Source organism: Pseudomonas sp. BSw22131, from assembly GCF_026810445.1.
Classification (GTDB): domain Bacteria; phylum Pseudomonadota; class Gammaproteobacteria; order Pseudomonadales; family Pseudomonadaceae; genus Aquipseudomonas; species Aquipseudomonas huanghezhanensis.
Window position 1 is genome coordinate 3,758,380 of sequence record NZ_CP113949.1, and the last position, 13,405, is coordinate 3,771,784.

Here is a 13,405-nt window from a genome sequence, read left to right on the forward strand (position 1 = left end):
TTTACTCATATCCCACAGAACGGCGTGAAGCCTGTAGGAGCGCGCTTGCCCGCGAAAGCGTTGTGTCCTCCAACGTTGTGTTGTGAGACATATTGCAATCGCGGGCAAGCCTGGCTCCAACAAAAACCTTTACATCGGCGGCTGGAAGCCGTCTTTGCCAACCGCTACACCGCGTGCGGTCTTGCCATCATCGGCAGGGAACACCACCACTTTGGCGCCCTTGACCAACTGCTCGGTTTTACCCGGCTCTACATAAGCAATCGGCACATCGGTCGGTACGACCAACTGCTTCTCGCCGCCTTTGTAGCCCACGGTCAGCGTGCGGCCGTTGGCTTTTGCCAGCTTGCCCACGGTGCCATTAGTCATGGTGCCGGTGGTGCCGTCAGCGTTTTCCCAGCCGTAGTGACCTTCGCCGCTGCCTTTGAGGCTTGGCTCGAACACGGTGACTTCCAGCGCTTTAAGCGAACCGTCAGCCTGCGGAATGGCGGCCGAGCCGATGAAGCTGTCGGACTTGATCGAATCAATGTCGGTCTTCGATACCAGGCGAATGCCGGTCTTGTCGGTCAGGCCGATGGTCTGGTGAGCGCCTGCACGGGTGGTGAACGTCAGGGTATTGTTGTCAACGCTGTCGACCGTGCCGCGCAGTGGCTTGACCATGGGCATATCGGCCGCCACGGCCATGACAGCGGCGCTGAGCATGAGCATGCCGAACGTGGTGGACAGTGCAGTCTTCATCTTCATTGTCACAATTCCTTGCGGTGGATGTGGTGCCATCCTCCACCCGTAACCGGCACCGCACAATGACCGGTGGATTACATTTTTGTCATTCGCGAAACGCCGCCGATCAATGACAAAAATGTAACCGACGCATTGAGCGCCGTTGGTTAAACTCCACATCCGACGCGGCGTGCAGCGGTCCGGCAGCCGCCGGAACCTGCACATACCACGCCCAGCAAACCCACAACGGTGTGACCCGAGCGAACCCAGACGATGCACATCCTGCTGATCGAAGACGACACCAAAACCGGCGAGTACCTGAAAAAGGGTCTTGGCGAATCCGGCTATAAAGTCGACTGGACCCAGCACGGCGCAGACGGTCTGCACATGGCCCTGGAAGCGCGCTATGACCTGATCGTGCTGGACGTGATGCTGCCCGGCATCGACGGCTTCCAGATCATTGAAGTGCTGCGTGCCCGGCAAGATGTGCCGGTGTTGTTCCTCACCGCGCGTGACCAGTTGCAGGACCGCATCCGGGGGCTGGAACTGGGCGCAGACGATTATCTGGTCAAGCCGTTTTCTTTCACCGAATTGCTGTTGCGCATCCGCACCATTCTGCGCCGGGGTGTCGTGCGCGAAGCCGATCACTTCCACCTGGCCGACCTTGAGCTTGACCTGCTGCGCCGTCGCGTCACGCGCCAGCAACAGGTCATCGTGCTGACCAACAAGGAGTTCGCCCTGCTGCATCTGTTTTTACGCCGTGAGGGCGATGTGCTGTCCCGTGCGCAGATCGCCTCTGAGGTGTGGGACATGAATTTCGACAGCGACACCAACGTGGTGGACGTGGCAGTCAAACGGTTGCGCAGCAAGGTCGACCTGCCCTACCCCGCCAAGCTGATTCATACCGTGCGCGGCATCGGTTATGTGTGCGAGGTGCGGCCATGCGGACCCGACGCCCCCCTTCCCTGACACTGCGCTCGACCCTGGCTTTCGCCTTGGTGGCCATGCTCACCGTGGCCGGTGCCGGGCTTTATTTGTACGAGTCGATGAAAGCCTCGGTGATGCAGCGCAGCGATCACGCGGTACTGGCGCGGCTCGACCATTTCCGCAAGTTGCTGCATTACGACCTGACGCTGGACAAGCTACAACGCAGCCCGCAGATCTTCGAAAACATGCTCGACAGCGAAGACGATATTTTTGTCATCGCCGAGCCGGGCGAGGCTCCGGTGATCAACGTCAATCCGTTGCGTGCGCAGTTGCCGGACATGCCGCTGGTCAAGCAAAACGTACCTTTGAGCGTCAATGATTTGCGCAGCGGCGTGTCCCCCTCTGGCGTGCCGTTGCGTGTGGCCAGCGTGCAAACCGTGTCGGACGGGCGCGAGGTGCACCTGATAGCCGCGCACGTGATGGTCAAGGAAATGGCCATGCTGGCGGAGTTTCGTCAGCGCATTTACCTGGCCGTGGCCTTGGCGTTTCTGATCACAGCGCTGCTGGGGTATGTGCTGCTGCGCCGGGGTTTGAAGCCATTGCGGCAAATGGCGGCGCACGCGTCGGACATCACACCGGCCCGCCTCGACAGCCGGATGGACAGCGAAAACACGCCGGTGGAGTTGCAGCAATTGAGCGACGCCTATAACGCGATGCTGGATCGGCTGGCGAACGGGTATCAACGGCTGATGCAGTTTTCGGCCGATCTGGCGCATGAGATCCGCACGCCGGTGGGCTCGCTGATGGGGCATTGTCAGGTCGCCTTGCGCCAGTCTCGCAGCGCGGATGAATATCAGGCGCTGCTGGCCTCGAACCTTGAGGAGCTGGAGCGGATTTCACGGATGATCGAGAGCATTTTGTTCCTCGCCCGTGCCGACGAAGCGCAAGCGGTGCTTGAGCGCCAGCCCTTGTCGCTGGAGGACGAACTGCAACGCATCGCCGGCTATTTCGAAGGCCTGGCCGAAGAACGGCACATGACCTTGCATATTACGGGGGACGCGACCCTCAGCGCCGACCCGCTGTTGCTGCGCCGGGCGCTGAGCAATCTGGTGGCCAACGCCATTCGGTATGCAGACGAAGGCAGCGAAATTCTGATGCGTGTGGTCCTTGCGCAAGGCCAGTGCAGAATCGAAGTTGAAAACCAGGGTCCGGTGCTGACCGATGCGGCGCTTGGCAAGCTGTTCGACCGTTTCTACCGAGGCGATGCCTCGCGTCACCAGAGTTCTGATTCGAACGGTCTGGGCCTGGCGATTGTCGCCGCGATCATGCAATTGCACGGCGGTGAAGTCAGCGTGAAACAGCCCAGACCGGGGCGTATCTGCTTTGCGCTAGTGTTCACGCACGCCTGAACACTACGCGCAGCCCTGTAGAGCCAACTTGTTGGCGAGGCGTTTTCCGCGTTAAACCAATCCCAACGCCGCGCGGATGAATTCGCGTCTACAGATTGCAGCACCGCGCAGCCCTGTAGGAGCCAACTTGTTGGCGAAACGTTTTCCGCGTTAAACCAATCCCAACGCCGCGCGAATGAATTCGCGCCTACAGATGTTTGGCGTCCTCACGCCTCTGTAGGAGCCAACTTGTTGGCGAAGCGTTTTCCGCGTCAAACCGATCCCGCCGCCACGCGAGTGAATAAGCAGCACGCCAGTCGCGACCTGAATGACCTCGGGCTCTGATGTCGGCGTAAGGCGAAATTTCACCACCAGGTTGCCCGTGCCCAATTTCTCCTTGTACTGACACTCAAGCTTGATCAGCGGCTCAGTGCTGCCGTAGCAGTGAATCTGACCGATCACGATCTTGCCCGTGGAGGGCACCTGATCGACCTCCAGCGCGGCCCGCAAAAAGTTATCCGCCTGGGAATACGCCCAGTTTTTGACCGACCCGTTGGCGTTGGTTTCGCGCAGTTTGGTGCGTGGATACATAGCGTTTTCGGTTTTTGAACCGGTCACCGGAGCCCAGAAGAACAACGTGCTGCCTGACCGAAAATACCCATCCTCGTAACCGTTCAAGAGTGACGGCGTGTCGATGATGGTGGCAGGCGTGCCGACAGGGATGGACAGATTCCAAGTGGCGAGGTCGATCATGCGGCGCTCATGGGTGCGGCTTGCACACCAGCAAAGGAAGTGTCTGGAACAGTGCTTTCAGCCCGTCCATGTCATCCTTGCTATCGGCAGGCCTTGGCGCTTAATTGATCAAGTTCCGTAACTAAACCTACTGGCTGACGGGCGGTAACGCCTGGCACTGCTCAGAATTGATGACCCCAACATAACGTCCCCCGCTCTCGCGGATGCGACGACCGCACCACCACCGTTCGGCATATTTCCGTTTGACGAAGAAGCTTTGTTACAGGATATTAATAGTTAGCAAGCTAATAATACTGAGCCTAATCATTCATCGCCTATCACTCCAGACATCGAACGCACTCAGTGGTCCTTTTATGACTCTCGACTCCCTGCAAATGCACATCACCGGCGGCGTGGTCGCAGCCTCGCGTCAGTGGCGCCGCGTGTGCCATACCACGCTCAGCAGCTACGGCGTCACCGAAGCCTGCGCCGGCCCATTGTTGATGGTTGCAAGGATCGGCGACGGCGTGCGCCAGGTGACTGTGGCCCAGGCGTGCGGCCTTGAAAGCCCTTCGCTGGTGCGCCTGCTCGATCAGCTATGCGCGGCCAACCTGGTATGCCGCACCGAAGACCCCACCGACCGACGCGCCAAGTCTCTGAGCCTCACCGACGATGGCCGGGCACTGGCGCAATCGATAGAAGCCGAACTGATCCGCCTGCGTCGCGATGTGTTCGGCCACCTGGACCCCGCCGATCTTGAGGCGGCGTTGCGCGTGATCAAGGCGTTCGCCGACGCGAAGCCTGCGCTGGCGGTGGCACCGTCTTGAGCACGACTTCCAACAGGCAGAGCCCCGGCAACGGCCAGACCTCGCAGGGTTTTTTCAGCAGCGATTTTTTCAAGGGCGTTCCCCCTGCCCTCGACTGGTTCTACGGCGTGCGCACCTTTGCCGCGTCCATGCTGGCGCTGTACATCGCGCTGATGATGGAGCTGCCGCGTCCGTACTGGGCGATGGCCACGGTCTACATCGTGTCCAGCCCCTTCGTCGCGCCCACCAGCTCCAAAGCCTTGTATCGCGCGGCGGGGACGTTCCTCGGTGCAGCGGCCTCGGTCATTCTGGTGCCGATGTTCGTGCAGACGCCATTCTTGCTCGCTGTGGTGATTGCCCTGTGGACCGGCACCCTGCTTTATCTGTCCCTGCACCTGCGCACGGCCAATAGTTACGCGCTGATGCTGGCGGGCTACACCATGCCGCTGATCTCGTTTCCGGTGGTCGACAACCCGCAAGCGGTGTTCGACATCGCAGTGTCGCGGACTGAGGAAATCTTTCTCGGCATCGTCTGCGCAGCCGTGGTCGGCAGCATGTTCTGGCCCCGTCGCCTGGCCCCGGTGCTGGTGGACTCCCTCGGCAAGTGGTTCAACGACGCCTCGGCCTACAGCGATCTCTTTTTGTCGCGCAGCGCCAACCCGGAGGCCGTGGGCACGTTGCGCACCGCGATGGTCGGCACGTTCAACAGCCTTGAGCTGATGATCGGCCAGTTGCCGCACGAAGGCGCGCACAAGCAGCGCGTGCGCAACGCCAAGGAACTGCGCGGGCGGATGATCCACTTGTTGCCCGTCATTGATGCATTGGACGATGCGCTGTGGGCGCTGGAGCGCCGTACCCCGGAGCTGGTGGCGGATCTGGGACCTTTGCTGATCGAAACCCGCGACTGGCTCGAACGAACCTCCCATGGCGCGCCGCTCCCCTACTGGCAAGTGCTGCACCGCGAGCTTGAACGCCTGCAACCGACGTCTGCGCAGCTGGATGATCGTCGTCAGTTGCTGTTGTCGAACGCGCTGTACCGCCTGGGCGAGTTCATCGATCTGTGGCAAGACTGCCGCAGCCTGCAACACGCCATCGTCACTGACGATCACAGGTCATGGAAAGCGGTCTACCGCCATTGGCGGCTGGGCCGGCTGTCGCCGTTTCTGGACAAGGGCATGATGTTGTATTCGGTCGCGACCTCGGTGAGCGCGATCATCGTCGCCTCGGTGCTGTGGATTTTGCTTGGCTGGCAGGACGGAGCCAGCGCTGTGGCTCTTGCGGCGGTGTCGTGCAGCTTTTTTGCAGCGATGGACGACCCGGCGCCGCAGATTTACCGGTTCTTTTTCTGGACCATGCTCTCGGTGTTGTTCGCCAGCCTTTATCTGTTTGTGGTGCTGCCCAATCTGCACGACTTTCCAATGCTGGTGCTGGCCTTTGCGCTGCCGTTCATCTGCGTGGGTACGCTGACGGTGCAGCCGCGGTTTTACCTCGGCACGCTGCTGACCATCGTCAACACCTCGTCATTCATCAGCATTCAGAGCGCCTACGACGCCGACTTCCTGAACTTCGTCAATTCCAACCTGGCCGGGCCTGCGGGTCTTGCGTTCGCATTCGTCTGGACGCTGATCGTGCGGCCGTTCGGCACCGAGATGGCCTCCAAGCGCCTGACGCGGTTCAGTTGGCGTGACATCGTTTCCCTCGGCGAGCAAGCCAGCCTGGCCGAACATCGGCGCATGGGCGTGAAGATGCTCGACCGGCTGATGCAGCAATTGCCGCGCCTGACGCTAACCGCACAAGACACCGGCATCGCAGTGCGCGAATTGCGGGTGGCGCTGAACATGCTCGACCTGCTCGCTTATATGCCTCGCGTGCCAGCTGTACCGCGGCAGTTGCTGCGTCAGGTCACGACGGAGGTCGGCGCCTACTTCAACGCGTGCCTCACGGCGCGTGAACGCCTGCCCGCACCAAAAGGTCTGCTGATGACCATGGACCGTGCACGCCGCGCGCTGACCTTTGACGCCTTGGGCGATGAGGCACCCCGCCTGCATTTGCTGCACGCGTTGAGCGGTCTGCGCCTGGCTTTGCTGCCCGGCGTCGAGATTGTCGATGCGCAAGCCGAGCAGGAAGAACAACCGCCCTATGGCATCGACGGAGCGCCTCTATGATCGGTGATCTGGATATCAGCGGGATCTTCCTGCCCACGTTCCTGGCCCTGATGGGCATCGCTTATCTGATTTTTCTGGTGGTGCATGCCGTGTTGTCGCGGACCCACTTCTACCGCCTGGTCTGGCACCGGGCATTGTTCAACGTCGGTCTATACGCCCTGTTGCTCGGCGCCGTGGATACGCTAAGTCGATATCTGATGAAATGAAAAAACCCTTACTGACATTGGGCCGCGTGGTCCTGACTCTGCTGGTTGTCACCTTCGCTGCCATCGTTGTCTGGCGCATGGTGATGTACTACATGTACGCCCCGTGGACGCGTGACGGCCATATCCGCGCCGACGTGATCCAGATCGCGCCGGATGTGTCCGGGCTGATCGAAAAAGTCTCGGTCACCGACAACCAGGTGGTGAGCAAAGGCCAGGTGTTATTCGTGATCGATCAGGACCGTTTCCGCCTCGCCCTGCGCCAGGCGCAAGCCACTGTGGCCGAGCGCAAGGAAACCTGGCAGCAGGCGCAACGCGAGAACAAGCGTAATCGTGGTCTGGGCAATCTGGTGGCACGCGAGCAGCTCGAAGAGAGTCAGTCCAAGGAAGCCCGTGCGTTGTCGGCGCTCAATGAAGCGCAGGTGATGGTGGATGCCGCGCAGTTGAATCTTGATCGCTCGGTGATCCGCAGCCCGGTGGACGGCTACCTCAACGACCGCGCACCCCGTGATCATGAATTCGTCACCGTCGGGCGCCCGGTGTTGTCGGTGGTGGACGGCCAGTCTTTTCACATTGACGGCTACTTTGAGGAAACCAAGCTGGACGGCATTCATATCGGCTCCAGCGTCGACATCCGGGTAATCGGCGACAACGCACGCCTTCGCGGTCATGTGGTGAGCATTGTTGCCGGTATCGAAGACCGCGACCGCAGCAGCGGCTCGAACCTGCTGCCCAACGTCAACCCAGCGTTCAGTTGGGTGCGTCTGGCGCAACGTATTCCGGTACGGATCGCCTTCGACGAGGTGCCCGCAGACTTCCGCATGATTGCCGGTCGCACTGCCACTGTGTCGATCATTGATGACGCGGACCTGCACGGCGACAAAGCGGTCGCCGCCAAAGGAGCCGTGCAATGAAACACAGCGCCCGCGTGTTGACGGTCGGCCTTGGCCTGTTGCTGTCGGCGTGTACGGTGGTCGGCCCCGATTACCAATTGCCCGGGGACGCCGCCGTCAACCGTGCGGACTTGCAAGGCGAACTGGCCGGTGAGTCGTCGAATGTGGTGTCCGCACCGGTTCCTCAGGACTGGTGGAAGCTCTATCAGGATCCGAAACTCAATGAGCTGGTGCGTCAGGCGCTGGTGTCGAGCACTGACCTGCGCGTGGCTGCGGCCAACTTGCAACGTGCGCGGTATCAGTCCCAGGAAGCGGATGCTGCGGGCGGGTTCACCAACAGCGCCAAGGCCGGTGCGCAGCGCTTGCAGGAAGCAGGTCAGGCGTTTTTGCTGCCGGAAAAAGTCCCGGTCGCCAATGTCGGTGATGTCGGCCTGACCACGTCCTATCAGTTCGATCTGTTCGGCGTGCTGCAACGAGGCATCGAAGCGGCTCAAGCCAACACCGACGCCGCGCAGGCGGCCGTTGACACAGCACGCATCACCTTGGTGGCCGATGTAGTCCGGGCTTACACGCAAGTCTGTGCCGCCAACGAAGAGCACGGCATTGCGCTGGAGTCGGTCAATCTGCAGCAGCAGAGCCTGAGCCTGACCCAGCGCCTGCGTGACGCGGGCCGTGGCGACGAAACCCAGGTCACACGCTCGCAAACGCAATTCCGCTCCTTGCGCGCGGACTTGCCCCGTTATCAGGCAGCGCGTCAGTCAGGCTTGTATCGCTTGTCGATGCTGCTGGCCAAGCCACTGAACCAGTTGCCTCAAGGCGTGGCCGATTGCGCCGAGCTACCACACATCGCGCAGGTGATGCCGGTGGGCGACGGCGCGGCCTTGCTCAAACGCCGCCCGGATGTGCGTCAGGCCGAGCGTAAGCTGGCGATGGCAACGGCGGGCATTGGCGTCGCCACCGGCGAGCTGTACCCGGACATCAGCATCGGTGCGACGGTCGGGACGGTGGGTATTCTGGATGAGCTGGGCGATCCATCGACCAATCGCTGGGGGTTCGGCGGGGTCATCAACTGGACCATCCCGTCCAACGGCGCCCGCGCCCGTATTCACATCGCCGAAGCCTCCAGTCAGGCAGCGTTGGCGCGTTTTGACGGCGTGGTGCTGAACGCGGTCCGCGAAGCACAGACCGGCCTGTCGCAATACACCGCGCTGCTTGAGCGCCGCGATGCATTGGCCGACACGCAGGCATCGGCCCAACAAGCGGCGCAACAGACGCACCGTTTCTTTGAGGCAGGGCGCGAATCCTTCCTCGCCGACCTGCAAGCCACACGCGTCTACACCGACGTCCGCGCACAGTTGGCAGCCGCCGACACGCAGGTGGCAATGGGACAGATCGATCTGTTTCTCGCGCTGGGTGGCGGTTGGGAAGGGAGTGATGCGGTGGCGCAACGCAAATAGTGCGTGCTGCCAAGACCTTGTTGGAGCAAGGCTCCAGCTTGAAGCTTCAAGCTTGCAACTTGCCGCTGCCCCATTCAATTGAACCCCCACGCCCATCTGCTGCCAGATTCCTCATCACCCCATCGTTGCAGGAGCGACCATGCGCACGCTAGAACTGGCAGATAAAACCGTCCCCGTCATCGGTCAGGGGACGTGGCACATGGGCGAAGATCCGCGTCAGCGCGAGGCGGAAGTTTGCGCCCTCAAGCTCGGTATCGACTTGGGCATGACGCTGATCGACACCGCCGAAATGTACGCCGAAGGTGGCGCCGAGGAAGTGGTCGCCCACGCCATCGCCGGGCAGCGTGATCAGGTGATGCTGGTGAGCAAGGTTTACCCGCACAACGCCAGCCGAAAAGGCATCCCGGAGGCGTGTGAGCGCAGCCTCAAGCGTATGAAAACCGATTACATCGATCTGTATTTGTTGCATTGGCCCGGACAGTACCCGCTGGAAGAAACCGTTGAAGCCTTCGAGCGACTGCGTGAAGCCGGCAAGATTGGCCGTTGGGGCGTCTCGAATTTCGACGTGTCCGACATGCTTGAACTCGACAACACTGCCTGCGCCACCAATCAGGTGCTGTACAACCCCGAGGCGCGCGGTGTCGAGTACGACCTGCTGCCGTGGCTGCAAACCGCCAATATGCCGCTGATGGCGTACTGCCCGATTGGTCAGGCCGGACACTTGCTGAGCAACCCTGCGCTGCTGGAAGTCGCTGACCGCCACGACGCGACGGCTGCGCAAATCTGCCTCGCCTGGGTGTTGCGCCAGGACGGCGTGATCGCCATCCCGAAAGCCACCACCCCGGCTCACATCGCGCTGAACGCCAAGGCGGCGCAGATCGAACTGAGCATTGATGATGAGCTGCTGATCGACAAAGCCTGGCCGGCGCCACATCGCAAGCAACGACTGTCGATGGTTTAGGCGCCTGAGCGACGGCGTGCAGCTGTAGACGCGAATTCATTCGCGGGGCGTCGGGATTGATTGAACCCATTACGACGCCTCGCCAACAGGTTTGCGCCCTACAAAACCGCAGCGTGACGGCTGCATCGGCAGGGGTACGTTTGAAAAGCGTTGCCCTGACACAAACTGTCACATAACTGTCAAACGCGCTTGCGATGATGCGGATTTCGATCCTGTGCCACGGACTGGCACCCTGTCGCCTGCGAGCCTTCATGAACCAAAGCATTGCCCATCATCAGGACTCCGACCTGTTCGGATTGCTTTACGCGTTTCGTTTTCGTCCGGATGAGCCGGGCCGTGAAATCTCGTCTACCCTCGCGCTGCAGTGCCTGGAAAGCCCCGGCGATCCTGATGAGTTTGTCTGGCTGCACCTCAACCTCGCCCACGCCGGCTGCGAACGCTGGCTAAAGACCCATCTGGAATTGCCCGACGAGTTCTTCGAAGCCTTGCATGAGGGTTCGCGCTCGACCCGCATCGAGCACGTCGACTCGGCGCTGCTGGCGGTGGTCAACGACGTGGTCTTCGACTTTAACCGGGTGTCTACCGACATCGCCACGCTGTGGGTCTGCGTGCGCAGCGGCGTGCTTATCACCGCGCGGCACCATCCGCTGCGCTCGGTGGACAAACTGCGGTCTTCGGTCAAGCACGGCGAACTGTTTCGCTCGCCACTGGAATTGCTGGCGCACCTGCTACGCGACCAGAGCGAAGTGCTGACGCAGTTCATGCGCAAGACAAGCCTCAGCGTCGACAAGATCGAAGACCAGCTGCTGTCTCAAAGGCTGAGCAATAACCGCTCGGAGCTGGGCGCCATGCGACGGGTACTGGTGCGCCTGCAACGCTTGCTCGCGCTGGAACCGGGCTCGCTCATGCGCCTGCTGCACAAACCGCCGCACTGGTTACTGGAGGAAGATTTACAGGAGTTGCGCCAATCCACAGAGGAATCGGCGCTGGTGATCAGCGACCTCATGGCCCTGGGCGAGCGGATCAAACTGCTGCAAGAAGAAATCGCTGCCAACCTTAACGAACAGAGCAGCCGCACCCTGTTCACGCTGACCGTGGTCACCGTACTGGCGCTGCCGATCAATATCGTCGCGGGCTTTTTCGGGATGAACGTGGGCGGCATTCCACTGGCCAGCGACCCCCACGGATTTTGGGTGTTAGTGGCACTGGTCGCGACATTCACGTTTATTGCCGGGCGATGGGCATTCAGGAAGCGCGGCGATTATTGATGGCTCGACTGAATTTTGACGCGCCCCGTATCCAGAAACCCCAACACATCCGGCTTTATTGACCCATGTCGCACTTCTGTAACATTTTGAAATGATCATGGCGGTCATTCCATCTGAACAGGATTGTGCATCATGGCGACCCCTTCACTGGCTTCGGGCCTTCCATCAAGCGGCCCGGGGCTAAGCTCCCAATTCGGGCGCAAGCCTGGCGCACTGACGATGGTGATCTTCTTTGCCGTACTGGCAATGGGGCTGTTGTTCACTGCGTACAGCCTCAAGCAAGACGTCGACGACCTGGGCGTCGTGGTGCTGACCTGGACGCCCTTCCTGCTGTTGGGCGTGGCACTGCTGATTGCCTTGGGCTTCGAGTTCGTCAACGGTTTTCACGACACCGCCAACGCGGTCGCCACGGTGATCTACACCCACTCACTGCCGCCGAATTTTGCGGTGGCCTGGTCCGGACTGTTCAACTTTCTGGGCGTGCTGTTTTCCAGCGGCGCGGTGGCGTTCGGCATCATCGCGCTGCTACCTGTGGAACTGATCCTGCAAGTGGGTTCGTCAGCAGGTTTCGCGATGATTTTTGCGCTGCTGATCGCCGCCATCATCTGGAACCTCGGCACTTGGGCGCTGGGGCTGCCGGCTTCCTCGTCGCACACACTGATCGGCTCCATCATCGGTGTGGGTGTGGCCAACGCGCTGATGCACGGGCGTGACGGCACCAGCGGAGTGGATTGGGCGCAGGCGACCAAAGTCGGTTACTCGCTGCTGCTGTCGCCACTGGTGGGGTTTGTCTGCGCCGCGCTGCTGCTGTTGGCGATGCGCCTGTTCATCAAGAACCGCGCGCTGTACAAAGCGCCCGAAGGCAACGCGCCACCACCGCTCTGGATTCGCGGCCTGTTGATCCTGACCTGCACCGGCGTGTCATTCGCCCATGGTTCCAACGATGGCCAGAAAGGCATGGGGCTGATCATGTTGATCCTGGTCGGCACCCTGCCGATGGCCTACGCGCTGAACCGCACCATGCCAGCCGATCAGTCGGCGCAATTTGCGGCCGTGGCTGAAGTCACCCAGCAAGCACTCAGTCGCCATTCCACACAGCCCGCCCCGGCTGACCCGCGCCTGACACTCTCTGAATACATCCGCGATAAAAAGCCGAGCCCGGACCTGGTTCCGGCATTGGCGGTCATGGCCGGCAAGATTGGCATTCAGGTCGGCGGCTACGGTTCGCTGGCCAAAGTGCCTGCAGAAGCCATGGCTAACGTACGTAACGACATGTACCTCACCTCCGAGGCCATCCGCCTGATGGACAAGGACAAGATCGGTAATTTCGACGCCGACACGCAAAGCAAGGTGCAGCTCTTCAAGCAGCAGATCGACAATGCCACACGCTTCATTCCGCTGTGGGTGAAAATTGCGGTGGCCATCGCGCTGGGCTTGGGGACGATGGTGGGCTGGAAGCGCATCGTGATCACCGTGGGCGAAAAAATCGGCAAGACCCACATGACCTACGCCCAGGGCGCGTCGGCGGAGCTGGTGGCGATGTTTACCATCGGCGCAGCGGACGTCTACGGATTGCCGGTTTCTACCACGCACGTTTTGTCATCCGGAGTCGCGGGCAGCATGACGGCCAACGGTTCCGGCCTGCAAATGCGCACGCTGCGCAACCTCGCACTTGCCTGGGTGTTGACCTTGCCAGCAGCCATTGTTCTGTCGGGGAGTTTGTACTGGTTGTTCACGCAGATTTTCTGATTCAGGCAGTGCATTCAAAGGGCGCTTCGGCGCCCTTTTTTGCGTCTGCGTACCGCCCGCTCAAGCGACACATTGCGTGACATATCTCCAAACGATCTAAAAATATGGAATTCAGTTCTTTTACGGAATAAATCCCACG

The 13,405-nt window shown here is 60.8% G+C and carries 12 protein-coding genes; 10 read left to right on the forward strand and 2 right to left on the reverse strand.

The genetic code is table 11. The features are described from left to right. Positions 1-129: 129 nt before the first annotated feature. Entirely contained in the window at positions 130-735 is a 606-nt protein-coding gene (locus OYW20_RS16905) for a hypothetical protein (RefSeq protein ID WP_268801166.1), read from the reverse strand. Between the two features lie 255 nt (positions 736-990). Between OYW20_RS16905 and OYW20_RS16910 the strand changes: the two genes are divergently transcribed. Beyond that, entirely contained in the window at positions 991-1,686 is a 696-nt protein-coding gene (locus tag OYW20_RS16910) for a heavy metal response regulator transcription factor (protein ID WP_268797089.1), read from the forward strand. Beyond that, positions 1,659-3,053: a heavy metal sensor histidine kinase gene (locus tag OYW20_RS16915; RefSeq protein WP_268797090.1), complete on the forward strand. Its 1,395-nt coding sequence runs from the start codon at positions 1,659-1,661 to the stop codon at positions 3,051-3,053. Before OYW20_RS16910 ends, OYW20_RS16915 begins: the two co-directional genes overlap by 28 nt. A 150-nt stretch (positions 3,054-3,203) precedes the next feature. Here the strand turns inward: OYW20_RS16915 and OYW20_RS16920 are convergent, their stop codons facing one another. Continuing rightward, the gene (locus tag OYW20_RS16920; protein WP_408005420.1) at positions 3,204-3,785 is read right to left on the reverse strand and encodes a polysaccharide lyase family 7 protein; all 582 of its coding nucleotides are present in this window, start codon (positions 3,783-3,785) and stop codon (positions 3,204-3,206) included. 353 nt (positions 3,786-4,138) lie between these two features. Here OYW20_RS16920 and OYW20_RS16925 point away from each other — a divergent pair, with 353 nt between their 5' ends. From OYW20_RS16925 to OYW20_RS16960, 8 genes are all read left to right on the forward strand, one after another. After that, a complete protein-coding gene (locus tag OYW20_RS16925) occupies positions 4,139-4,591 on the forward strand; it encodes a MarR family winged helix-turn-helix transcriptional regulator (RefSeq protein ID WP_268797091.1) in 453 nt (150 codons plus the stop codon). A gap of 128 nt (positions 4,592-4,719) precedes the next feature. Next, positions 4,720-6,735, forward strand: coding sequence for an FUSC family protein (locus OYW20_RS16930; protein ID WP_268801167.1), 2,016 nt, complete (start codon positions 4,720-4,722; stop codon positions 6,733-6,735). After that, positions 6,732-6,941, forward strand: coding sequence for a DUF1656 domain-containing protein (locus OYW20_RS16935; RefSeq protein ID WP_268797092.1), 210 nt, complete (start codon positions 6,732-6,734; stop codon positions 6,939-6,941). The genes OYW20_RS16930 and OYW20_RS16935 overlap by 4 nt, the downstream gene beginning before the upstream one ends. Further along, complete coding sequence (locus OYW20_RS16940; RefSeq protein ID WP_268797093.1) at positions 6,938-7,852, forward strand: efflux RND transporter periplasmic adaptor subunit; 915 nt, start codon at positions 6,938-6,940, stop codon at positions 7,850-7,852. Before OYW20_RS16935 ends, OYW20_RS16940 begins: the two co-directional genes overlap by 4 nt. After that, entirely contained in the window at positions 7,849-9,288 is a 1,440-nt protein-coding gene (locus OYW20_RS16945) for an efflux transporter outer membrane subunit (RefSeq protein WP_268797094.1), read from the forward strand. Before OYW20_RS16940 ends, OYW20_RS16945 begins: the two co-directional genes overlap by 4 nt. 139 nt (positions 9,289-9,427) lie before the next feature. Then, positions 9,428-10,249 carry an aldo/keto reductase gene (locus OYW20_RS16950; protein WP_268797095.1) on the forward strand — a complete coding sequence of 274 codons (822 nt, stop codon included), beginning with the start codon at positions 9,428-9,430 and terminating at the stop codon, positions 10,247-10,249. A 251-nt stretch (positions 10,250-10,500) separates the two neighbouring features. Beyond that, positions 10,501-11,517, forward strand: a complete 1,017-nt coding sequence (locus OYW20_RS16955; RefSeq protein WP_268797096.1) for a transporter — start codon at positions 10,501-10,503, stop codon at positions 11,515-11,517. 132 nt (positions 11,518-11,649) lie between these two features. Continuing rightward, complete coding sequence (locus OYW20_RS16960; RefSeq protein ID WP_268797097.1) at positions 11,650-13,266, forward strand: inorganic phosphate transporter; 1,617 nt, start codon at positions 11,650-11,652, stop codon at positions 13,264-13,266. Positions 13,267-13,405 lie beyond the last annotated feature (139 nt).